The sequence below is a fragment of the Zeaxanthinibacter sp. PT1 genome, from assembly GCF_028464225.1.
Lineage (GTDB): Bacteria > Bacteroidota > Bacteroidia > Flavobacteriales > Flavobacteriaceae > Zeaxanthinibacter.
In genome coordinates this window covers 1010415-1033950 of record NZ_JAQPCN010000001.1, presented here as the reverse complement: position 1 = coordinate 1033950, position 23536 = coordinate 1010415, and the positions used below count along the sequence as shown (strand labels likewise).

Sequence of the window (23536 nt, the reverse complement as noted above, 5' to 3'; positions counted from 1 at the left end):
TTATGTAATTTTTAATTCGTTGTTTTAGAGAATAACCACTTCAAAAGACCAGGCTCAACAAATGCGGGATCCCAGCTGTTGTGGTTGGCATCGCTGTAAATCGTTATATTCGGAAAGCCTCCATCTTCAAGAATCTGACTCCCCATTTGCAGGGAGTATATTGGGTCGACCACGTTATCCATGGCACCGTGAAAGATCCACATTGGAACTTCTTTCGCGTAGGTCTTAACCGTTTTGGGATCACCTCCGCCACAAATGGCCACCGCTGCTGCAAACATTTCGGGCTTCCTGTACAGGATCTCGTAAGTCCCCATACCACCCATGGAAAGTCCCATTACATATACCTGCTCCTTTTTCGTATAGGGTTCAGCAAGGATCCCGTCCATGAGTTCCATGACCAGTTCCATTGGTTTAGTCGGTCCCTTTTCATAGTTAAAGTCGAGCGTATATGGTTGTACCTGCCTGTTGACATCCACATTGGCCCAGTACTGCCCTGCCGGGCATTGTGGGAAAATAATGATAGCGGGATATTGATCCCGATGTTCGGATGTGCTGAAGAGCGAGCTGCCGTGTGCCAGCTGTTTGGTATTGTCATTACCACGCTCACCGGCCCCGTGCAGGAACAACACTACAGGGTATTGCTTTGTTTCTGAAAACCCTTCGGGGTACATGATCCTGTACTGCAAGGAATCCGAATTATTTTTAAATACTGCCTCCTCGTACAATTCGTTCTGCGCCTGCAGGGAATAAGCACCTAATAGGCAGAGAAATAATGCTAAAAACGTTTTAGCTTCCATATGTAAATCCTAAGCTGGTTAACCCGGACCTGATTTCCTCGTTGCCCATAAAGAGCTCCCAGAGAAAACCGGTCCTGTAATTTTCAATCATAATAATTATTGGTCCCTGGTCTATGGCCAGGTATCGCTCTGCCACCCAGAAGTTATACTCCGGGCTGAAGGCATCGTAAAACCCGGCAGGACCTAATAACTTGTCTTTGTTTTTATAAAAATATCTCAGGGCCCTAGTCGATTCCTGTGGGGTGTAAGGGATAGATGAGATGGCCGCCGTGGGAGAGATTACTCCAACATCATTAGCAGGGTGATGCGCATTATAGCCGATGCTTCCGTCAGCATTGCGGGAATAGCTTGCCGTAAGCCCCCAGCAATCTTTCCCATAATCCCTGAAGCCTTTTGGATTCTCAACAGCATATTGGTAATTGATCTTGCTGTGGTTGATATTAACCTGTTCGTAATTGACAAAGGCATCGCTGAGTCCGTTAGGATCCAGTCCCAGGTAGGAATAATGAGCCCAGAACAGCGGGCCGCCGTAAGATTCTGCCCCGTTATGACTAACCAATAAAGGGAGCCCGTACTGTTCCCGTACAGAACGAATATTACCGGCCCGGGCCCATCCGTTTTCATAGACTTCCCGGGAAATTCCGTGTTCCGGCGATGCCGCCGCCAGGACGTAGGTTACCAGCACCTCGTTATAGCCCCTGAGTGGAAAATCCATAGCGAACTGGTGGGTAGGGCTCCAATGCCAGTACAGGCTGGTCTCGCCCTGGGTATACCAATCCCACTCAATGCCTTTCCACAACTCGTCTGCTTTAGTCGCTAATTGCTTTTCAGTTTCGGTTCCGTTCTTCAGGTACTCCTTAACGCAAATAAGCCCTTGGGCCAGGAAGGCGGTCTCTACCAGGTCTCCCCCGTCATCCTGCTGGCTGAAAGGAATCACATTCCCGTTACGGCCATCCATCCAATGGGGCCATGCCCCGTGGAAGCGGTCAGCAGACTCCAGGAATCCAAGGATTTTCCGAAGGCGCTCCACCCCTTCATCCCTGCTGATAAAGCCACGCTCTATCCCCACCAGGATAGCCATAAGTCCAAAGCCGGTGCCCCCTGCGGTTACGGTATTCTCATCATTGGAGGGGTCAGCGGGATGGTACCTTTCCCTGGCGGCACCCGAATTCACTTCCGCGAAGTCCCAGAAATATCTGAAGGTCGTCTCCTGCGTCAGATCCAGCAATTCCTCATCCGTGATCGGCGGGGGACCCGCATCGGGTTCAGGAAATGGTACCGGGGTATAGGTGTAGTCATCCTTTCCACAGGCTGTGCATAATAACACAGTAATTAACGATATGGTCAGCAGCCTATTCATCTGTAGACAGGTAGGGGCTTTTAAATCCTAATTTTCTCAAACCGTTATGCAGATCCTCATTTTTCATAAAATATTTCCAAAGTAAACCGCTCCGGTAATTCTCTATCATCACCGGGATTGGGCCTTGGTCGATGGCCAGGTAACGTGGAAGGGACCATCCTTCCTCCAGGCTGAAGGCATCGTAAGGGCCAAACCTGCCAATCAGTGAATCCTGTTCTGTGTACATGTAGCGAAGGAATTGCTTGCTTTCTTCAGGGGTATAGGGCATGGAAGACAAAGCAGCAGTGGGGGAGATGACGCTTAGATCCTTGTCGGGGCGATGACCGGCATATCCTTTCATAGAATAGCTGGAGGTCAGTCCCCAAAGGTTTTTTCCATAGCCCTTATAGCCCTGTGGATTTTCCAGGCTGTGTTTATAATGTATCAATGCGTGGTTGCGATTCAGTTTCCAGTAATCCCCGTACTGATCCTCTAGTCCATGGGGATCAAGTCCCAGGTAAGAGTAATGCGCCCAGAATAACGGGCCAACGGGGGCCGCATCGTGTTCATAATGGTTGAGTTCGGTTTCCAAGCCGTAATAGGTAGTATCTTCTGCAATTTTACCACTCAGTGCCCATCCTTTTTCATACACTTCTTTGCTGATGGGATGGGTAGGAGAAGCCGCAGCCAGTACATACATGATCAAAGCTTCATTATACCCGCCTACCGGGAAATTCATATCCCAGCCGTATTGTGGCGACCAGTGCCAGTACAACACATTTTCACCGCCCTTGGTATACCAGTCCCACTCTACTTCCTCCCAGAGTTGTTGTATCTTGTCCGCGAGCTGTTGTTCCCTTTCGGAGCCTTCTTCAAAGTATTCTTTAACGGTCAGTAAACCCTGTACCAGGAAAGCTGTTTCTACAAGGTCTCCCCCGTTATCTTTGGCGCTGAAAGGAGCAACCTTTCCTTTAGGGGTCAGCCAATGCGGCCAGGCTCCGTGAAAACGGTCTGCTTCAGACAAGAAATTAACGGCCTTCTCTAACCTTTCCATGGCTTGCTCCCGGGTGATAAAGCCTCTTTCTACTCCCACCAGGATAGCCATCAGGCCAAAACCTGAGCCCCCGATTGTAATGATGTTTCGATCGTGGGTAGGGTAAATACTGTCCATATGGATCCGCTCACGGGCAAGGCCCGAGTTAGGTTCCGCTCCGTCCCAGAAATAATTAAAAGTCTGGTACTGCACAGTGTCTAACAATTGGGTTTCCGTCCATTCTGTCGCGGGAGTGGAGGAAAGTTCCCCTTGATCTTTTTTCTCTGAATTAAGGCCGTTGCACCCGAATAATACGGATGCCACGGCCATTGAAATTAAAATTAACTTCATGAAAAACTAACTCAAAATCTGGTGGGGAAGGCCCGCCAGAAGCAGGCCTGCCATGTCACCATTAGGTTAAAAAATAGACTGTGTTTACAGGTCGGAATTGCGGATGGCCTGTACCTCTTCCTGCGTCAGTGCCTTGCTGAACAGACGCAGCTCATCCAGGCTGCTCTGGTCAGACAAGTGGCCCCATTCCGTAAATCGCGGTGCCCCGGAACCTATAGAGAGTATATCTACTCCGGTCCAGTCTATCCCGGAGAAATCTCCCTGGGAAACGATTTCGCCATCAAAATATACGGTGACCTGTGATCCTGAGATCGTAAAGGCCATATGCACCCATCCGGCAGCAGCAGGATCCAGTGAGGCAGCGGCGCCACCATCAAACCAGCTGTCTGCGGTTCCGTTCCCAACGTTCAGTTTAAAAACCTGGTTGTCTGCACTTCCCTCCCGGAAAAATCGGAAACCATTAGTTCTTAAATTCTGCACTTCCGGGTATCCGGCATTACCGGTATCCTCAGGGCCCATGACCAGGATTCCCGCACGATCCGGAGCTGCATTCACATTGTACCAGAAGCTTGCTGAGAATTCTTCGGTTGTCAGGTCTTCCGCCGGGAAGGTCAGGTAGGAATCCGCTGAACCGCTGTAGGCTCCCGATCCTTCGACACTTTCCGTGGTGTTACCCGGACTTCCGATTACCGTGGCATCCGTAGATGTGAATAACTCCTTGTTATCACCATCAAACGGCATATAGAGTATCTCTCCCTCAAATTCACCGCTATATGGATTGGTGGTACTGATCATATTCTGTACCTCGGCTTCTGTAAGCGCTTTGTTGAAAAAGCGGAGTTCATCCATGGGACTGCTGTCCGAGTTATGTCCCCAGTATCCAAAGGTCTCGCCGCCGGAACCGATGGTGATACTGTTCACTCCTGTCCAGTCGATAGGGCTGGCCATGGCCGAGCTGCGTACCGCCTGTCCGTTAAAGAATACAGTACTCATATCCTGGCTGATAGAGAAAGCTATATGCACCCATTCCCCTGCCGTTACATCCAAAACTCCTCCGTCATTCCAGCTCTCACCGCTCCCGGTGCCTATATTTAATTTTATAGTCTGGTTATCAGCCCCGCCTTCACGGAATAATCTGAAGCCCTGAAAACGGTCATCAGCATCGTCCCCGGCGACCAGTATACCTGCCCTGTCCGGGTTAGCACTTACCTTATACCAGAAAGCTGCGGTAAACTCACTTCCTTTAAATTCATCGGCAGGGAAGGACAGGTAAGAATCTGCTGCTGACTGGAATGCATTAGTTCCCAGCACGGATTCTCCGGCAAACCCGGGGGTGCCTACTTTGTCGGCCTGTGCAAGACTTATCAAGTCTGTATAGTCGCCATCAAAAGGCATATAGAGTGCCTCTCCGGCAAAGAGGGGCGTATAAGCCGGTTCTTTTTCAAAGTTCACCGTTGCGGCAGTTTCCTTGCCATCCAGGTCGGTGGCACGAACCGTGAGTTCATGGCTTCCATCGGTCAGCTCGTCAAAGACCAGGTCATCGACCAAGACCCTGCGGTAGTCCTTAAAGTCTGAGTAGCTCGCGATCTGCTGTCCGTCCATCAGGACTACGATTTTGGCAACTTCAATATCATCAGTCACTTCAAAATCTATAGTGATCGCCGTTTTTGCTTCGGGTACTTTGATCTTGGTACCGGGCGTAGGGTAGTTGATGGTCACCTGTGGGGCAGTGGCATCGGTGCCAGGCTCCAGCTGTGTGATAGGATCTATCCCTGTATCGCAGCTCACCCAAAGGAAAAGCGCGGTAAGGGTCATCAGTATATGTTTAACGTATTTCATGATCTGCTGTATTTCTAGTTAGTTAGTATGGGGAACTGGTCAACCTGGGCTTGTGGGTAAGGCAGGTAGGTCTTGCTTTCGCTGAAAGTGCGTCCATCGTAATTTAGATCGCTATAGCGCTCTAAACGAATGAGATCAAAATAGCGTTTCCCCCATTCCATACCCAGCTCTGCAAATTTCTCCGCGATCACCTGGTCCAGGGTAACTCCTGAAATGGCAGGCATCCCTGCCCTGGAACGCACCTGGTTTACAGCCTGGTCTGCACTCATAGCAGAAGGGGTCCCTCCTTGTACTACGGCCTCTGCATACATCAATAAGATCTCCGCATAACGGATGACATTGAAATTCTTGTTACTGCCGTAAGAGGTTCTCCCCGGTATTAACTGGTTAGAAGGCAGGTAATGCTTCCCGCTGGCAAATAAGGCCCTTGCATAATCATTGATCACATCCCCGTCACGGGTGGTGTTCGACACAAATGCAGGAAGTGTGCTGTAAGCCGGGTCTTGCTGTATTTCTGCAATCCCTCTATCAGTGAATAATACACTGGTCTCTAATCTTACCGTCTCACCCCGGTCTAACATAAATTTGATAAATTTCATACTCGGTTCAAAGAACCCCCACCCACTGGCAGCGCCTTCAACGGCCGGAGTCCAGTTCTGTGGTCCGTATGGGGCATAAAGGTGTGCTTCGCGATCACCTTCCCCCTGGCCGAAATCTGAATATTGAAGGTCCAGTATGCTTTCATCACTCAATTTCCCGGGAGTTTTAAATAACTCGTAATAATCAGGGTAAAGGTTAAAGAGGCCGGAATTGATGATCCTTCCGGTTGCCTCGGCCACTGCGTTGTAATTCTCCAGTTCCTGGTTGGCCAGGGCTTTTATGGCTAAGGCCGTGTAAACCGTGGCGCCTCCCGGAAAATCCACCCTTTGGTTAGGATGCATATCCACTAGGAAAGGAATGGCTTCGTCCATCTGCTCAGAGATGTGTTGCATCACTTCTGCTTTAGACGGTACCTCTTCCAGGTCTTTAAGTTCCCCTGTATCTGATGAAGTAGGAATAAATACATCTCCCCAGGTCTGGGATAACTGCAAAAGCATCATGGCACGTAATACCTTGGCCTCAGCGATATACTGGTCTCCCAAAGCTTTCCCGCGTTCATCCGCAACTTCCTGGTAGCGGGCAATCTGCTCCATGGCGGTATGGGTAGAAATGATGTCTACGTACATATTTTCCCAAAGGGAGTTGTACATCCAGTAATCCTTATTGTAATTGTACAGATCGGTCTCAGCATAATCCTGCTGGTCACCCAGTCCGCCCGCATTAACGTCGTCACCACGAACAGCCAATAATAGTGGCTGTTCCCAGCCCCTGGACTGGAATGCGGCATAAGCCCCCACCAGGGACAGTCCCATATCTTCAGTTTTCGTGAAGTCGGTTCCCCCCGCAAAATTATTGTTCAGCTGGGGCTCATCGAGCTTGTCCGTGCATCCCATAACCACAACTCCTAGCAAGAGTAGCAGTGCGGGCACCTTAATGTTGTTTATTATTTTCATGATCAATTTTTTTTAGATTTTAATATTCACTCCCATGGTATATACCGCCGGGATAGGATAAGTTTGATTATCGATACCATCGGCCACCTCGGGATTAAAGCCGTTATAATCAAAGACCGTTAACGGTTTCTCTGCAGTAAGGTAAACCCTTGTTTCCGGTAACCCCTTCTGTGCTTCAATGGTGTACCCCAGGGTGATGTTCTGAATCCTGAAGAAATCACCGTCCTCCACGTAATACGTACTGAGGCGCTGGTTCCAACCTTTCCGGATACCTGCAGCAGAGGGGTATGAATTCGTTGTTCCTTCCCCGTGCCACCTGTTGATGGCAAAGTCGCGGTCCACATTAGTGTCATTCGTAAATATCACTTCGCCACGCTTACGGTTCAGGATCTTATTTCCGCCCTGCCCCAGTGCACTTGCTGAAAAATCCCAGCCTTTATAATTGAGTCCGAAGTTGAACCCAAAGGAATAGGTTGGCAGGAATGAACCTATAACGGTACGGTCGTCATCAGTGATATCACCATCCCCATTGAGGTCCCTGTATTTGAAATCCCCGGGCTGCAGGTTATTGGCAACCGCTACCGGGTCTGCCTGAACCTCAGCGTCGTTCTGGTATACTCCCACCACTTCTCTGCCGTAGAACCCGAAGATAGGGCCTCCGATAATAGATCGCTGGCGAAATTCTGCCGATCCGGCATCTAAAAACTCCTGTCCTCCAAGGGCAAGCACCTCGTTGTCCAGGGTAGCAAAGTTGGCCGCTACCTGGTAGCTGAAATCTTCAGATACCCTTTTATTCCAGCTTAGCGCCAATTCCAATCCACTGTTTCGGATCTCTCCGACATTTCTCCGGATCGCTCCCGGGATCAGCGGGCGCAACACAGGAATGACCGCGTCTTCGGTATCTCGAACATAATAATCGGCCTCTATGGACAGGTTGTCCAGGATCACTGCAGACATACCCACATTGATCTCCTCGGTGACCTCCCATTTTAAAGAGGTAAAATCACTGTTGGTCAGCACCCCGCTGTAGCGGGTATCGCCTAAAGCAGTCGTGACTACCGCCGAGGTGATAGAACCTTCACTGGACGGAACTTTGTCATTCCCCAGTTTACCCCAGCTACCGCGGAGTTTCAGGAAATTGATGAAGCTGTTATCATTCAGAAATGATTCTTCAGAAACTACCCAGCCCGCACCGATGGTGGGGAAATAGCCCCATTTTTCCTGGTACTTATTGGTACCATCAGCTCTGAAGGTTCCGTACAAGAGGTAGCGTCCGTCATAGTTATAGGAAACCCTGGAAAAAGCAGAGAATCCGTATTCCCTGACGCCCCCATCACGCACATCTTCCTCTACAATGGTCTGTGCCTGGTCAATAAAGTAAGCTTCCTCACCGCTGAGTGGGAAATTAAGTCCCCTTGCCTGGATAAGGTCTACCGCCTCATCCCTGAACGAGGTTCCTCCTAGAAGGGTTACATTATGCTTTCCAAAATTGTCACTATAAGTTAAGGTATTATCCCAAATCTGGTTAGAGATGGTGATATTTCTTTTAAAAAGTGAGGCATCTTCCCGCTGAAAATTATTGCCGATAAAGTAAGGAAGTCTCACTTCGCGGGTGTCTATGGTTTCAAAGTTATGATTGTAGGCTGTTTTAAATACCAGGTGCTGCGGTACCAGGTCTACTTCTGCATAGAAATTGGCCACTACGTTGCGGATCTTGGAACGATTCTCGCTAAATTCCAATGTGGGAAAAGGGTTCTGTCCTCCACGGTATCCTAGGTCCTGGGCATTGGCATAAGGAATAGGTTCTGCATCTGTATTGGAAGGATCCAATACCGGCAAAATGGGTACCGCGTAATACGCCTGCCTCCAGGCCGAATTCTCGGGATCAAAACGGGAAGCATTACTCAGCACTGCATTAGCCCCAATCCTGAAGCGATTAGTAACCTGGAAATCAATTTTACTTCTCAGGTTAAATCGCTCGTATTCATTCTTCATCTTTAATAAACCTTCCTGGGCAAAGTAGTTGGCCCCAATAGAATAACTGGCGTTTTCTCCCCCACCGGTAACCCCAAAGCTGTGGTTCTGTATTGGTGCTACTCGCAGGATCTCGTCATACCAATCGGTATTAACTGCCGGAACATTAGGGTTGATACGGCTTCGGCCATAGCGCTGCATGGCGTTCAGGATAAACTGGGCATCGGGTGCAGAACCGGATTCGAGCGCAATGGTCGTGAACTGCTCCGCATTAGCCACTTTTAGCACATTCTGTGCTACCTGGTAGCCGGTGTATCCATCATAAGTGATCTCCGGTTTCTGGTTTCGGCTTCCCGACTTGGTTTCTATAAGTACAACTCCGTTGGCAGCACGCACCCCGTAGATGGCAGCCGCCGAAGCATCCTTCAGTATAGATACCGTTGCTATATCCGAGGGGTTAAGAAAGTCGATGTCATCAAAGAACGCCCCGTCCACCACGTATAGCGGACCAGAAGCCCCTGTGTTGTACGAACCGATTCCCCGTACACGTACGGTGGGGGAAGCTCCGGGACTACCGTTACTTACCACCTGCAGACCGGCCACTTTTCCCTGCAGGGCCTGCATGGCCTGACCGGTTGGTGTGGCCTCTAATTCTTCAGCTTTTACGGTGGTGATCGCGGATGTAAGATCTTTGGACTTAATCTCGCCATAGCCCACAACGACTACCTCATCCAAGGCCTCGGCATCTTCCTGCAGACTTATAGCAATGGTCTCTTGCCCATTAACCGGGACCTCCTTACTACTGAAGCCCAGGTAGGATACTACTAAGGTTCCGCTGGCAGGAACACCCGATAAGGTGTAGTTTCCATCAAAGTCTGTTTGTGTTCCTGTCGAAGTTCCTTTAACAATGACACTTGCTCCTGGAAGGGGCTGTCCGCCAGTGTCCGACACTGAACCCGATACTGTGATATCCTGTTGTGCATGCAGCACCAACTGTACCATCAGTAGGCAGATCAGCAAAAATTTGCTTTGCTTATTCATAATTGTTCAATAATTGAGTTAGATAAATACGAATATAGCAATAGGCGGCCCTTCAAAGGGTGGGAGGTGACTACATAACTACTACATCAGGATAATTGCAGGCTTTAACAGCAGGGAATACACTAATTACGGGCTTCGAAAACGGTTTCGTACCACTGAATTTTAACAGAGTGATGTAGTAGTGATGTAATGTGGTCTCTGCTAATAATGAGGCGTTTAACAGAATTCTTTTTAGTAGGGACTACTTCAGAGTAATCAGGAAATTAGAGATATTCACCTGGCTGTCCAGGCCTAATTTCTTCCGCAAACGGTATCGATGGATCTCCACGCCCCTTATCGTTATCCCCATAAGCGGAGCTATCTCTTTTGTGCTGAGATTCATTTTAAGGTAGGCACACAATTTGAGATCCTTGGGAGTCAGTTTAGGGTAACGTGCCAGTAATAATTCGAAGAAATCATTATGCAGTTCTTTGAAGTTAACTTCAAATCGTTGCCAATCCTCATCATCCTTAATTGCGCTATCCAGTTTTTTCATGTATGATCGGTAGCGTTGTTGGTTCTCAAACTTACTCTTATTCATATACAGCAGGTTTTTGAGTTCCAGGATCAGTTTATTCTTTTTAGCCACATTCATTGTACTACGAGCGAGCTCTTTTTGCTTACTCTTAACTTCATCGGCTAACTTATCCTTTTCTTCCAGGGCCTTTAATTTTTCCTGTTCGCGATGTAAGTGGTCTTTAAGTAAGCGTTGTTTTCTTTCCAGCTTATTCCGGTTGTACTGCCTAACTGCAAAAATGATAAGCAGTAATATTGCGAAGTACAAAATGTAACCCCACCAGGATAAGTACCAAGGCGGATTGATGCTGAAATTCAGTTCTAGGGGTTCAGAAAACCTGTTTGCCATACCGAGGGTACGCACAGATAAGCGGTAATCCCCAGGACTGAGGTTCTGGAATAAGATTATTCCGTCGTTAACTTTTGATTGCTGCGCGGACGGACCTTCCAGCTCAAAAACATAATCCGCTTTTAGTGTTCCGGGTGAAGAAACATGAAACTGGATTTCCCTGGAAGGATAATAAGACAACTCCCAGCCTGCATTGGTTATTGCCAACGCTTTTTCCTTGTCCGAGATGCCGGTTAAAACCGGCGGGGGGACAGCATAAGATCCAAGCTGGGAGATCATTTTTTGCAGATTGAGTTCTGCGTATCCGTCTGTAAGGGTGATCAAGTAGACTGAATCATTCTTTTTGACCATATTTTCAGCTTCTGGCACCAGCCTTCTTACCAAGGGGCCGTAATCTAAAAGTGTGGTTATGGTGTTGAGATCGGTATAGGTGACTTTTGCCCCTGCCTCGTGCTGGCTGAACCAATAGGCATCCTTCTCCTGGTACAGCAAGCTATGACCACTGTAATTTTCAAACTGTTCAAACGCTACGATCTTCCCGGATATAGGTTCGTATTTATACCAATCACCCTTGCTCTGAAGTATGATCTGGTTCTTTATATTGTATAGTTTAACGTTGTATTGGTTGGGCATCTCCTCCGTGTCAATACTACGAAGTGAGAGAACTTTGCTAAAACTCTCATCCAGCACAACGCGATAAATCCCTTTATAGGCATGTGCCACCCAAATGGTATACTCGTCCTCAAAACAAAGATATCTTACAGGGAAGTCTATCCCCAGTACCTGCTTTACCAACCAGGAATTGTCTTCCGTTTTTTCAAAGTATGCAAGGCCGGTATATGTGCCTTGTATATAACTTTTCTCCCTTTCCGGTATACGGACCATATCATACCCGCCCGTAATCTTTGAAATACTTTCAAACGAAGCCGGGGATACCCGGTAAGTGCCCATATTATGGCCACTTAAAAGATCGTTCCCGAACTGTTGCAGGTCCCAGACATGGCCCTGCGACCCTTCAATAAATTTTAAATCATCCTTTTCAAAATAAAAGACCCCGGTATTACTGCCCAGGTACAAGGTGCTATCCTGCCGCGCTACGTCATACACAGAACCTAAGGCGCCGGAAGTATCTGTATAAAATAATAACGGGCTTTGCAGTTGAATCCTGTCTACACCAATATCCTCCCCTACCCATAGTTGATCGCGGTACTGCAACAAGCCAAGCACAGTATTGTTCTGCAGCCCCACCTCTTTATTAATCACGGTGTAATTATCTTTATGCCAATCGTAGAGATAAACCCCATTTTTGATAGTTCCGAAAACCATATCCCCGTTTTCTAGGGAGATCATTTTGTTGAGCTGATGTATCTTCAGTGATGGCGAGATACTACCATTCCAGGGTGTCAACTTATTCCCTTCTAGTAAAAAACATCCACGCAGCTTTGTTCCAAGCATAAGGCCGGAGGGGGTTACAGCCATATCGGTAATGGTGGTAGTCGCCCAGTCCTGGCCCGTAACAAGGGCTACAGCCTTATCATCAACTAGCTCATAGAGTCCGGAATAACTTGATGCGATCAATAAACGCCCCTCAAATTGTATGATATCCGATACAAAGAAAGGCAGTTCTATTACCGTAATTTCATCTTTTGTATACACATATAAAGTGGAAAAAGACCTAAAGGCAATACGGTCTTTCATCGGTAAAATTTCCCAGAACTCTTCACTGGTAAAGGTGTGATCCTTAATCAAGTGCGTCAGCGAAGTATATTCCAGTTGTCCGGTATCATTCCCTTGCCAAAAACCGAATTCTTCATAGGACCCAGTATAAATCCGGTTGCCCTGGGTAGCCACAGATCGAACAATGGTGCTGTTGGGTAGTTTATTAAGCCTCCATGATTCCCCGTTATAATGCAGTAGACCGCTGTTATTGGCGATAAATATCTCCCCGGCAGAATTGCTGCTGATATCCCAGTTCTTACTGGCCGCAGCATACTGAAAGGGTCTGAAATTTTCTATTGGCGGCACCAATCGCTGTGAAAAAAGGGAAAGCGGAAGACAGACCATTAGAGTACTAAAGGAAAGAATTGTCCTTAGCTGCATAAACACTGGAGTATGGAGAAATACATTCGGCACCAAGATACAAAATTCGGCAGGCCTATTCTCCTATTTACGTTCCTGACGAATGCCTGCATTCTGTATATCTCAAATCAAAGCTGTTCTATATGCACGTCATGGTTCCTTATCTGCCTATGCTGAATGTCCCAGTTTTGAAGATCGCAATCGGAGGGCGTTGGTAATCACAGAAACTGAGCTAAAGCTCATAGCCGCAGCAGCGATCATGGGTGAAAGCAAAAGACCAAAGAAAGGGTATAATATTCCCGCTGCTACAGGCACCCCAAAAGAATTATAGGCCAATGCAAAGAACAGGTTCTGTTTAATATTTTTCAGCACCTTTTCACTAAGGATCCTGGCTTTTACAATTCCGTCCAAATCACCTTTTACAAGTGTGATGCCGGCACTCTCTATGGCCACATCAGTACCGGTACCCATGGCGATGCCTACATTGCTCTGGGCAAGGGCAGGTGCATCATTGATGCCGTCGCCTGCCATGGCGACTATCCGGCCTTTATCCTGCAGGGCCTTAACCTCATTTCGTTTATCTTCTGGAAGCATCCCGGCTTTAAGATCATCCAACTTAAGCTGGACGGCTACAGCTTTGGCCGTCTTTTCATTGTCCCCGGTAAACATGATCACTTTTATCCCTTTCTGTTGTAGTGTATGAATCGCTTCCCCTGAGCTTTCTTTTATCCGGTCCCCGATGCCGATCAGTCCGATAACCTCAGCATCTCTAGCGATATAGGAAACGGTTTTCCCTTTGGATTGCAGTGCTTCAGCCTCCGATTGGAGTTGTTCAGTGATACTGCTTTTAACCAGCTGCATCATTTTGTCATTACCTATGGCCACGGCACTCCCCGAAACCTTGGCCTGAACTCCTTTCCCGGTAACAGCACGGAATTCGCTCGCTTTTTGCCACTGCAGTCCTTTCCCGGACGCGTACTCTACCGTGGCGGCAGCCAAAGGGTGCTCACTGTTTTGGTTTACAGCTGCCACTAGCTTTATAAGTTCGCTTTCTTCTACCCCATCAACTGTTGTTACATGCTCCACTACGGGTTTACCTTCGGTCAGGGTCCCCGTTTTGTCAACGATCAAAGTGTCTACTTTATTGAGCTCTTCCAGGGCTTCTGCATTTTTGATCAGCACCCCGTTCTGGGCTCCTTTACCGACACCTACCATAATACTCATAGGAGTGGCCAGGCCAAGTGCACAGGGACATGCGATAATCAACACGGCTATGGCGTTGACCAGGCCGTATACATATGCTGGCTCCGGTCCCCAGGCGGCCCACGCTATAAACGTAAGCACCGAAATGATCACGACCGCAGGCACGAAATAAGCGGCTACCCGGTCTGCAAGGTTCTGGATCGGGGCTTTGCTCCTGCTCGCTTCGCTAACCATCTGTATGATCTGTGACAAGAGGGTGTCTGCCCCTACTTTTTCGGCTTCCATCAAAAAGGCTTGATTCCCATTAATGGTTCCTGCCTTAACGGCATCGCCGACTTCTTTATTCACCGGCATAGGCTCCCCGGTGATCATGGATTCGTCTATCGTTGTCTCTCCTTCCGATAAAATACCATCAACCGGAATTTTTTCTCCCGGTTTCACCCTTAGAAAGTCGCCTACTTTTATTTCATCTATCGGTATTATTTCTTCCTCTCCATCTTTTACCCTTATCGCCTTGTTAGGAGCCAATTCTAAAAGTGCTTTAACTGCGGCATTGGTCTTCTTATGCGCCCTGGCCTCAAGTACCTGCCCAAGCAGTACCAGGGTCAGGATCACGGTCGCGGCTTCAAAATAGACATGTACGTTACCTTCGCTATCCCTGAACTGCTGGGGGAATAGGTCGGGAACGATAAGACCAACAAGGCTGAATATCCAGGCCACCCCTGCGCCTATGCCGATAAGGGTAAACATATTCAGGTTCCAGGTTCTTACAGAGCGGAAAGCTCTTTCAAAGAACATCCATGTAGCGTAAAACACCACCGGAATAGAAAGTACGAGCTGTATCCAGTTCCAAGTCTTCATGGGGGCCACATCCAGGAGCGGGCGACCAGGGATCATATCGGACATCGCTATAATAAATATGGGCAAGGTAAAAGCAATTGCCCACCAGAGCTTATGAAGAAGTTTCTTGTATTGCTTGTCTTCTGCAGGCTCGTCCGGCTGCTTTGAGACCAGGTCCATTCCGCAAATAGGACAGGCACCGGGCTCATCACGGACCACCTCAGGGTGCATGGGGCAGGTGTATTGCTCTTTCCGGACTTGTTCCGATCCAGGTTCGGGTACCAGGTCCATCCCGCAAACCGGGCAGTCCCCGGGTTTCTCGTAGGTCCTATCTCCTTCGCACCGCATAGGGCAGTAATACTTACCCGAGCTTTCCGTAGGTTGATCAACCTTCTTTTTTACCGGCCTGTCGCCCGGCATATGGATAGAATAATGCCCGCCATCTTCTAGAAATTCTTTTTCCAATCGTTCAAAAGGAATGTGGGACGACATTTCTATGGTAGCCGTGGCATTTGCCAGGTCTACTGAAACTGAATCAACCCCATCAACCTTTTCCAAGATGGATTTTACGTGCTGCTGGCAGCCCGAGCAACTCATTCCTTGAACATGGTAGGTATGCTGCATTTCCCCGATTTTTTTTAACCTCGTTTGTACACCACCATACTACCGTTGCGGTAATTGGCAATATAGAGGTCGCCCATGTATATGATAACATCAGTAGGCTTGGTCACCCCTTGCCTCAATTCTTGTTTCAGGTTTCCATCATGGTCAAAAACCAAGACTCTTTCTGACTCAAAATCAGTGACCATCACTTCCGTTTCCGTGACAAAGATCCCTGTGGCGGCGTTCATTTTGGCATCAGATCCAATAATCTTCTTAAAGTTACCTGATTTATCGAATATTTGAACACGATTATTATAAGCATCCGCTACCCAGATCTCATCATCCGTGATCTGAACGTCTGTAGGATAGTAGAACTGACCGTCTTTTTTCCCTTGCTGGCCGAAGGAAATAAAATCTTTCCCATTATCTGAATATAATATCCGGTGGTTATAAAAATCGGCTATCGCGAGCTCATCCCCCCGAATATCAATACCAGCCGGGGCATCCAATGAATCAGCAATGGCAATTTGCTCTGCCAGGCCATTTTCAATTTTCAACAACTGATCGTTTCCATAAGTAGGCACGTAAATCTTGTTGTCCTGGCTGGCTATATGCATAGGCCTGTCTAATGAATCCACTGCCGAGACCACTTTACCATCCCCGTCTACCAACACCAGGCGATTCCGGTCACCATCACTCAACCAAATTCCTTCATCAGTACTGGTGAGCCCTATTGGATTAATAGCCTTAAGACCAATAGTTTCCGAAAATGTCCAGGAAGTTTCTTTTTCCTCTTCTTTACAGGCCACGAACAACAGGGTGAACGCAACCAGGTATATTACTCTATGCATAATATTAGTGTAAAATAAAGGGCACGGTACATACCGTGCCCATTGGGGGTTTACTTATTTTGTTTCTTGGATTCTATCCTTTCATACTGGCAGCATCCTGGTAAGTTTTCATAAGCTTCCTCATGCGCTTTGTGGTGTTCCGTATCGTGGCCCACCCTGGCAATTGCTTCTTCAACCGCTTGGATCGAGGTCATCGTTTCATCATACTGCACTTCCAGTATCTTAGTATTCTTATCCCAGGTCGCATCCTGAACACCCACCTGGTCCATTGCGGCTTTTTCAATACGCGCCTGGCACATACTGCAATTACCGGAAACCATTGTTTTACCCTTGACCGTTTTGGTGTTATTGGCAACAACTGGGTTCTTTTTACCGTGCAGTGCCTCTATGGTCCCGTCACTCCTTGTCACACCCCCTGCGATTGGCGTATAACCCGCTTTCTCTACCTGCTTCTCCACAGCTTCCAGGCTTAAGGCCTTTTCTGCAGGGTATGAAAAGGTGAAATCGCCTGTCTCAATGTCGATGGCTACGTCTTTAATCCCTTTAAATTCCTTGAATTTCTTTTCCAGGCCGTATGCACAGAAAGGACAACCTAAACCGTCTACCTGTACCTGGAACTTGTCCATACCCTGCTGGGCCTGAATTGTGGACAGACCTGCGAAGGTTATCATTAGAATTGCTATCAAATTTTTCATCTAGAATGTATTTAAAATGTTTATGTAATTTTTGTTTAAAATGTATAACGGGTACCCATCAGGATACTGTAATTAAATGCCCTGTCTTCCGGCATATCTTGTACTAGTGGTAATTGCAATGCCAGGTCAATGGTAATGGTCTTAGCGGCATATTGTATTCCCTGGGCGTAAAGCAATTGGTACCAGTCACGTTCGTGCAACCAAACACTTGCATACTCAAAATACAGGTTGATCTGCTTATTGGGGTACTGTGGCTTTAAAAGCGGTAAGCCGAATCCCAGATGTGTTTCAAAAGCATCCATGGTTCCCCCCGGCATCATGCTATACCCGATTTCGGTTGAAATTCCATATTTCAGGGTCTCATATCCTGAAATAATGCCGTAATATCCTTCATACATCCCGGTGCTCATACCCATGACATCGATTTCCTTGCCGGTTGGCAGGCTCTGCTTAGTCTTTAGCACCATCCTAAAAGTCTTCCCCATCGCATCTTTCCGGAGGAACTGGTATTTCCCCAGCAGCTTAATATCTGCCAACCCATTACCCGATCCTATATCTTCAAAATTATAGCTCATATAGGGTAGGTGGATAGCAAGCAAGCTATTGGCCGTGGGTAGGTAATGAAGCATAAGGGGGGCATAAAAAGCCGTCCCTCTTTCGGTATTCCGAATCTCCATTAAGGTCTTAGTGGTAAAACTTTTACCGCCCAGCATAATAGGGTTATCTGCGGTAATTGGCGGACCCTGTGCAAGGGCGCTGCAGCCTATGCATAGAAGTGCAATAAAAAATAGTTTTTTCATGTGAATTTTAATTTATGCTATTACTGTACTTACGACGAGGTAATAATCATAAATCAAATCAGGAAGGTCTGGAACAACAGCTGTAAGTCTGCTGCCCGGCCAGGCGGCTTATATCTCTGAATACGGTCATGAACTGTTTCTTGCTCATCTGTTGCCAATTGGGGTAATTGGTAAAAAACAACCAGCATCTCGGCAGATTGCAAGAACTGAAGATCAGGGCCATTGTTGATCACTTCGGGAGCGTCCTGCACCAGGGCCAGGTCCGAGCAACAAGTACCGCCTATCATACAATCGCCCGTAGGTATTTGCATATCGTAATCCATAGAACAGGCTTCCGTCGGTTCCATAAATGCGACATCCATAAGATGATCCCCGCAGTAGTGCAAATCTACCGTAAAAGAAAAGGTAGAGAACAACACCATCAAGGCTAATCCCAGGGCGGATAGTTTATGTATGATTGTCTTCATTTAATCCGCGAAATTACGAAACTGCAGGATTATAAGTATATATTAACAAAAGTTTAAACAAGATATTGCAGTGTTGAATAGAAATTTGTGCCCACCCAATCTGATTGCTCTATGAAAAAAATAGCAACACCCTATAAATACCTTATCGGACTGCTCGTCCTCTTATCCATTGCCTTATTACTAAGTGGTCTTCCCATGAAGATGCTCAGTATGGCACACCGGAGCTTGCTGGCGCGCGGGATAATAACCCCTAACCAGGTGGATGTACCTGCGGAAGAGGGAACAGAAACCGAAATGGCCGATTTTAGCCTTGAACTCAGGGATACCCAAGGGAATCCCGTTTCACTTTCAGATTATAAGGGTAAGGTTATATTTATCAATGTATGGGCCAGCTGGTGTCCTCCCTGTATTGCCGAAATGCCAGGAATTGACGCCTTACATAAGAAACTCCCGGAAGGAGAAGTTGAAATGATGATGGTGTCCGTGGATGAGGATTTTGAAAGGGCAAAGCAATTTGTTAAACGAAAAGGATACGGTTTTAAGATCTACACCGTAGAGGGTGAATTACCCGACTTCTACGAAGCGAAAACCCTGCCCACAACTTTTGTTATAGATTCCGAAGGTAAATTAGCATATAAAACACGGGATATGTACGATTATAACAGCGAAGAATTCCGGCAATTCTTGCTCAATCTTCGCTGAACCGGCCTTCCGTTCCCTCCAAATGGTACAGATCGGCTAGTTTCACCATAAGAAAACTGATGATGCTGTCTTCTCCCAGACCATTTTTGTGCATACGGTAGGCTTCCATAACGTATTCGGCGTTGAAAAAATCCAAGTCGTCCGAGCCATCTTTCTCAAAAGCTCTCCAGCTCTTTAACCCTTCCAGCATACGGCGGTGAACCTGGTAACGCTCCTTGGCCATAGCCAGTTCTTCATCACTCACAGCGCTGTTTCCCGATTCGCTCTCTGCAAGTAATTGCAGATAAGAGCCCTCTATATGCTTATCAGCCCTGGAGGCTTCCTGTATGATCTTGAAATAGGCCTGGGATACCCAGGAATGATATTTCTCCACAAAATCCGGGTCCATCACAGGGGTGCCGTCAGCCTTAGCGACTCGTAATTCTTTCCTGGTTTTAGGATATCCTGCCCTGCCTTCAGCGGCTTCTATGGAATCGCTGATCGCTATGGACTCTTCCCATTCCGGGGAACTTACAATCTCCTTCCAAATCTTTTTATATTCTCTTTGGTGAGGTGCAGTTGCAGAACCACATCCCTGGAAAAGAAGAGCTGATATAATTATCAATAAAAGAAAAAACCGGTAAGGTGATGGCATATTCATGATCAGAGTGACTTCTGGGATTAACAATTCCCCAACGCCAAGTAAAGATAAGAATTTCCCAAGGCTTACCCTTTCCTTAGCTTCTGACCACTTGCAGTTGCAGGTTGCCTGCAAGTCATCATTTCTGAAACTGTTGCCCAGAAGACATTTACCGCATCCGAGCTACGGTCAGAGAATTTGGCCATGGTGATCAGGTTCTCTTCAAATAATTCCAGGAGATCATTATCTATGGGTCCATTGACCAAGGTCTGAAATGCCATACTCCAGGAGGCGAAATTTCTATTTTGTTTACTTCCTTTAGAAATTACCTCCACGTTCTGATGCCTGCTATCTTTAGCAATATTCTCGTACAACGAAAGTACTTCTTCCTCCGGGCCTTCCAGAACCTGTACAAAATGATCCCTGTGGTAGATCAGGCAGCCCGTTATATCATGTTCGGCGTTAAATTTTCTCGCCGTGCTCAGGATGGTGTCAATGTCGTCGTAATCAAGAGATTCTAGAGCTTTAGAACGGTATGTCAATTCGATCATGCATTATTGTTTAAAAGCACAAATGTCTCGTTTATCATCGAAACATCCAACAAAAGCCTGTAATACCGGAGCTTAATGCTCATGTGGCGTTTATCCAAAAATTGAACCTGATTAAACAAAAAGCATCCATCCGCCAGCTAGTTCAAATAAACCGGTGGATGGATGCCCAAAAAAATTGTTTTCTCTTATTCTATTTCCCGTGTCAGGTCTGCTGTGTCATACCATTCGGCCTGGTGTACAATCTTTCCCTCTTCATTAAAAAAGAAAACCGCGTACCACTTTAACATCTGGTTTTTTCCGCTTTCAGCAAATTTAGACTTCCACAGCCCATAGGCGCGAACATCCCCATTCGGCTGCTGTTCCTCGGACAGCCCGGCATAAAACTGGGGATCGGTGAGGGTAATCTCGTCATAACTGTCCATAAAAGACTGCATACTGCTGATCCATTCTGATCGAGACAGTGAATCCCTTCCCACGCTGGGAGGAGACCAGATAAAGTCATCGGTCACATACATGGCCATGGCCGTAGTATCCTCTTCGATAAAGGCATCGATCATCTTTTTGGTCGTTTCCACATTGGTTCGGAATTGTTCCATGGCCGGGTCTTCCTTAGGCGTTTCCATGGTCGACTCTTCCTTTTTCTCCTCGCAGGAAAACAATAAACAGGCTAGTAACAGTGATAAAAATAATGCTCTCATGTTTCTTCTTTTTAAGGTAATTGTTCGCATAGAACAAGCAGTTTACTCAAAAGAAACGGCCGATAGAATTACTATGGGACGAACACTGTGGAATTTTGTCCGAAGCTATCAAGGTATTTATCGTGCTACTTCCTTCCCGGGAAGAATCCTCTTTAATATAATGTCCACGCTTTAGGGGCGTGCAGGGGTGGCTTCACCGGAGAAGAAATGTTCTAATTCTTTCAATGTGGCATCCGAAGTTCTGATGTCCTTAATAATTTCTCCTTTCTGAAGGACTACGATCCGCTCACAGACCTCGGTCACATGGATAAGGTCATGACTGGAGATTAACACAGTAACTCCCTTTTGCGCAGCGAGATCCTTAATGATCTGCTTAAGCCTGATCTGTGTAGTTGGGTCCAGGTTAGCAAAGGGCTCGTCAAGAATGACCACTTCCGGGTCACCAATAAAAGAGGCCACGATCCCGACCTTTTTCTGGTTTCCTTTAGAAAGGTCGCGCAGGTATTTCTTCTGCCCGAGGATCTCCCCGTGAAAGAAATCCCCATAGTTTGCGAGCAGGGAGTCTACGTCCGACTTGTTCCTGCCTCTCAGCTCCCCAATGAAGTAAAAGTATTCTTCCGGAGTAAGGTAGCCGATCAAAAAGGATTCATCGATAAATGAAGACGTATAGGGCTTCCAGGCCTCGCTGGCATCCACCCGAACATCTCCATTGGTCACATAGCCGGTACTGGGTTTGATCAGGTCAAGGAGCAAGCTGAAGAATGTGGTTTTCCCGGCCCCGTTGTTACCCACCAGGCCAAAACTCTGCCCTTTGGGAATTTCCAGTTCCTGCAGCTTTAACACAAGCTGGTTATTGTATTTTTTGCTGAGTTCGTGAGTTCTGATCATGGTATTTCGGTTTATCGGTATTATTCAGCACCTAATTATTGCGTTCTGCAAAGCCTGCTACCATAGAATACTTTCTTTTGCGGTAAGCGTCGGTTACAAACTCCATTGCGTAAGTCCGGAGAGCAAAGCCCAGAACGCCCATCAAGGCCAGAATGGCAAGGGCCAGTTCAAAACTGAAAAAGAATTTGATTCCAAGATATAGCAGGATGGGCACTACCATCAATGGCAATATGATGAGGAACTGTGTTGCGCTGGTCCCCTGCATGTTTCCAACAGGACTTTTCGTTAAGTCTATACGTTTTTTATTAAAGGACCCAAAATAGAGTACCAATGGGGTGTTGATTCCAAGGTTATACAACGCACAGGCAGCATTGATCGCCAGGGCCTCCCAACCAAAGTAGAGGTATGGGATACTGAGCAGGAACATAATGGTTATGCTGGCCGATATGAGTACGGCTTTAGACTCCAGGTACTGTCGCAAGGGTATATTCTGGGCCATCATCATGCAGTAGTACTCGCTGTCCCAGGCGGGGATGAATTGGCCAAAATTCACCATAAATATCCCGGTGATAAAGATTCCTACAAAAACGAACATGGCCGAGGCACTGCCAAAATCATCCATCCCATAAAAAATTAAACCATACAACACCATGGCCAGGGATATAAAAGCCTGGGTCCTAGTCCGTTTATTCCGCCAAATGAGCCGTAGGTCTAATCGCACAAAGGGACCGAGAGATCCCAATCTCCGTGTCCAGCCGAGGTCGTAGGCCGTTGCTGCCCGGGTCTTCTTTTTTACCGCAACATCTAAGTACAATTGTTGTATTAACTGTTGATAATTGATGATATAGAGGACGACTAACAGGCCCGCAGGGACCAGGAACGCGAAAGGATACAAATAAAAACTATAAAAAACACGGCCGGAATACGCGGTAATCGGCCACAGCTCAAAATATTCGATCCCGGTCAAGAGGGCCAGGAGCACAGCCAGACTAATTAAAACCTTTTCGTTTTTATTCACCAGGAAGTTAAGGTAATTGAGTACCTGGGCAATAAATGCCATGGCCAGGACAAAAGTCAGTACCTGTAGTGCCGGGTATCCCTTGGAGATCAATACCCCGGCGAAAGGAATAAAAAATACCAGGCTGAGAAAATTATAAAAACTGAAGGCCGTCTTCCCGAGGAGGAAATGGATGATACTCTTTTTAGAGATGGGAAGGGTTAATAGAGGCTTCACATCCATAAATGGCAGTTTCTGAAGCATATACCTCATAAATAGTTCTGCCGTTACCCAATAAACCAGGTACTCCGAGAGGATGAGCAGGGGATCCGAACCCGGAAATTGTTTTTCAAGTATAAAAAATGCCGCTACACCCAGTCCAAGGAAAGATACCAGCATATAAATGGCAAAGAACCCCATCAGGATCTTTACTGCAAGGCTTTTACCAAAACTGGAGGAGCGAAAGAATGATTTCCGTTGAAGGCTTATGAAATGTCTGAACACCGGGCTGGTCTGTTGGTTTGTGCTATTGGTTGCCCTAAGATAGAATTTGTTACATATAAATCCCAGTTTTTACGCCAGCCCCTAGCCAACCCCTGCCATTTGAATGCAGGACAGCGCCCAAGAACTCGTTAAATATCAAGCGAAATATCGATTATATTGCTGGAAATGAGTATCTTAATATAGCCTATAAACCATAAAACCTCACAAC

The 23536-nt window shown here is 47.0% G+C and carries 18 protein-coding genes; 1 reads left to right on the top strand and 17 read right to left on the bottom strand.

Features of this window, described 5'->3' with window-relative positions:
- Window positions 1-11 precede the first annotated feature (11 nt).
- From PP178_RS04480 to PP178_RS04425, 12 genes are all read right to left on the bottom strand, one after another.
- Window positions 12-797, bottom strand: coding sequence for a prolyl oligopeptidase family serine peptidase (locus PP178_RS04480; RefSeq protein ID WP_272593111.1), 786 nt, complete (start codon window positions 795-797; stop codon window positions 12-14).
- The gene (locus PP178_RS04475; RefSeq protein WP_272593110.1) at window positions 787-2157 is read right to left on the bottom strand and encodes a glucoamylase family protein; all 1371 of its coding nucleotides are present in this window, start codon (window positions 2155-2157) and stop codon (window positions 787-789) included. The genes PP178_RS04480 and PP178_RS04475 overlap by 11 nt, the downstream gene beginning before the upstream one ends.
- Window positions 2150-3520: a glucoamylase family protein gene (locus tag PP178_RS04470; protein WP_272593109.1), complete on the bottom strand. Its 1371-nt coding sequence runs from the start codon at window positions 3518-3520 to the stop codon at window positions 2150-2152. Before PP178_RS04470 ends, PP178_RS04475 begins: the two co-directional genes overlap by 8 nt.
- Before the next feature lie 84 nt (window positions 3521-3604).
- On the bottom strand, window positions 3605-5359 hold the full coding sequence (locus tag PP178_RS04465) for a LamG-like jellyroll fold domain-containing protein (protein ID WP_272593108.1): 1755 nt from the start codon (window positions 5357-5359) through the stop codon (window positions 3605-3607).
- A 14-nt stretch (window positions 5360-5373) separates the two neighbouring features.
- Window positions 5374-6912, bottom strand: a complete 1539-nt coding sequence (locus PP178_RS04460; protein WP_272593107.1) for a RagB/SusD family nutrient uptake outer membrane protein — start codon at window positions 6910-6912, stop codon at window positions 5374-5376.
- A 12-nt stretch (window positions 6913-6924) separates the two neighbouring features.
- A complete protein-coding gene (locus PP178_RS04455; RefSeq protein WP_272593106.1) occupies window positions 6925-9927 on the bottom strand; it encodes a SusC/RagA family TonB-linked outer membrane protein in 3003 nt (1000 codons plus the stop codon).
- 241 nt (window positions 9928-10168) lie between these two features.
- A complete protein-coding gene (locus PP178_RS04450; RefSeq protein WP_272593105.1) occupies window positions 10169-12931 on the bottom strand; it encodes a helix-turn-helix and ligand-binding sensor domain-containing protein in 2763 nt (920 codons plus the stop codon).
- Window positions 12932-13078: 147 nt separating this feature from the next.
- Window positions 13079-15577 (bottom strand): heavy metal translocating P-type ATPase, encoded by a 2499-nt coding sequence (locus PP178_RS04445; protein ID WP_272593104.1) that lies wholly within the window; start codon window positions 15575-15577, stop codon window positions 13079-13081.
- A 14-nt stretch (window positions 15578-15591) separates the two neighbouring features.
- Window positions 15592-16407 carry an NHL repeat-containing protein gene (locus PP178_RS04440; protein ID WP_272593103.1) on the bottom strand — a complete coding sequence of 272 codons (816 nt, stop codon included), beginning with the start codon at window positions 16405-16407 and terminating at the stop codon, window positions 15592-15594.
- A gap of 50 nt (window positions 16408-16457) precedes the next feature.
- Window positions 16458-17102 (bottom strand): heavy-metal-associated domain-containing protein, encoded by a 645-nt coding sequence (locus PP178_RS04435; protein WP_272593102.1) that lies wholly within the window; start codon window positions 17100-17102, stop codon window positions 16458-16460.
- Between the two features lie 35 nt (window positions 17103-17137).
- On the bottom strand, window positions 17138-17902 hold the full coding sequence (locus tag PP178_RS04430) for a hypothetical protein (protein ID WP_272593101.1): 765 nt from the start codon (window positions 17900-17902) through the stop codon (window positions 17138-17140).
- A 53-nt stretch (window positions 17903-17955) separates the two neighbouring features.
- Complete coding sequence (locus tag PP178_RS04425) at window positions 17956-18369, bottom strand: HYC_CC_PP family protein (RefSeq protein ID WP_272593100.1); 414 nt, start codon at window positions 18367-18369, stop codon at window positions 17956-17958.
- Between the two features lie 111 nt (window positions 18370-18480).
- On the opposite strand from PP178_RS04425, the gene PP178_RS04420 reads away from it, so the two are divergent.
- On the top strand, window positions 18481-19071 hold the full coding sequence (locus PP178_RS04420) for a TlpA family protein disulfide reductase (protein WP_272593099.1): 591 nt from the start codon (window positions 18481-18483) through the stop codon (window positions 19069-19071).
- Here PP178_RS04420 and PP178_RS04415 read toward each other — a convergent pair.
- The 5 genes from PP178_RS04415 to PP178_RS04395 all read right to left on the bottom strand — a co-directional run bounded on the left by PP178_RS04415 (window position 19058) and on the right by PP178_RS04395 (window position 23328).
- Window positions 19058-19711 (bottom strand): hypothetical protein, encoded by a 654-nt coding sequence (locus PP178_RS04415; protein WP_272593098.1) that lies wholly within the window; start codon window positions 19709-19711, stop codon window positions 19058-19060. The two genes, PP178_RS04420 and PP178_RS04415, sit on opposite strands and share 14 nt — an antisense overlap.
- 65 nt (window positions 19712-19776) lie before the next feature.
- The gene (locus tag PP178_RS04410; protein WP_272593097.1) at window positions 19777-20241 is read right to left on the bottom strand and encodes a BLUF domain-containing protein; all 465 of its coding nucleotides are present in this window, start codon (window positions 20239-20241) and stop codon (window positions 19777-19779) included.
- Window positions 20242-20426: 185 nt separating this feature from the next.
- Window positions 20427-20939: a nuclear transport factor 2 family protein gene (locus PP178_RS04405; protein ID WP_272593096.1), complete on the bottom strand. Its 513-nt coding sequence runs from the start codon at window positions 20937-20939 to the stop codon at window positions 20427-20429.
- Window positions 20940-21110: 171 nt separating this feature from the next.
- Window positions 21111-21827 (bottom strand): ABC transporter ATP-binding protein, encoded by a 717-nt coding sequence (locus tag PP178_RS04400; protein WP_272593095.1) that lies wholly within the window; start codon window positions 21825-21827, stop codon window positions 21111-21113.
- A gap of 31 nt (window positions 21828-21858) precedes the next feature.
- A complete protein-coding gene (locus tag PP178_RS04395) occupies window positions 21859-23328 on the bottom strand; it encodes a DUF5687 family protein (RefSeq protein ID WP_272593094.1) in 1470 nt (489 codons plus the stop codon).
- Window positions 23329-23536 lie beyond the last annotated feature (208 nt).